The following is a 669-nucleotide window of genomic DNA, read 5'->3' as shown; positions in this document are numbered from 1 at the left end:
CCCTCGTGGGCCTCGCCGGCAGCGTGCTCGGCGTGCTGGTCGGCTTCGGCGCCCACTTCGTGCTGCTCGAGATGGTGAAGAACCTGATCCCGGCCGAGCTGCCGCCGGTGTCGCTGCTGCCCGCGCTGCAGGGCATCGCCACCGGCATGCTGCTGCTCGTGGGTTTTGCGCTGCCGCCGGTCCTGCAGCTGCGCAACGTGCCGCACAACCGCGTGATCCGGCGCGAGCAGGCGGCGCCGAAGCCGCTCGCGCTGGCCACGTACGGCCTCGGCACGGCGGTCTTCGTCGGCCTGCTGCTGTGGCAGGCGGGCGACCTGCAGCTCGCGCTGCTCACGGCCGGCGGCTTCCTCGGCGCGTTCGGCCTGTTCGCGCTGGCCGGCTGGCTGGGGCTGCGCGCCTTGCGCGGCCTGCGCGGCACCTTTCGCCACCAGGCCTGGCGTTTCGCCGTCACGTCGCTGCAGCGGCGTCCCGGCGCGACGGTCGTGCAGATCGTGTCGCTGTCGCTCGGCCTGATGGCATTGCTCGTGCTGACCGTCGTGCGCGGCGACCTGATGTCCGCCTGGCGCCTGGCCACGCCGCCGGATGCGCCGAACCGCTTCATCATCAACATCCAGCCCGACCAGCGCGACGGCGTCGCCCGCACGATCCGCGCGGCCGGCGTGCGCGACC

General features: G+C 73.7%; 1 protein-coding gene. It reads left to right on the top strand.

Translation table 11 applies throughout. The annotated features are described in order from the left end of the window. Positions 1-669: ABC transporter permease (locus tag AC1DYX_RS31735; RefSeq protein WP_477266255.1), on the top strand; the 669-nt coding region annotated here is incomplete at both ends.

The organism is Massilia sp. P2_C2 (assembly GCF_056404615.1).
This window is presented reverse-complemented; position numbering and strand designations above follow the sequence as displayed.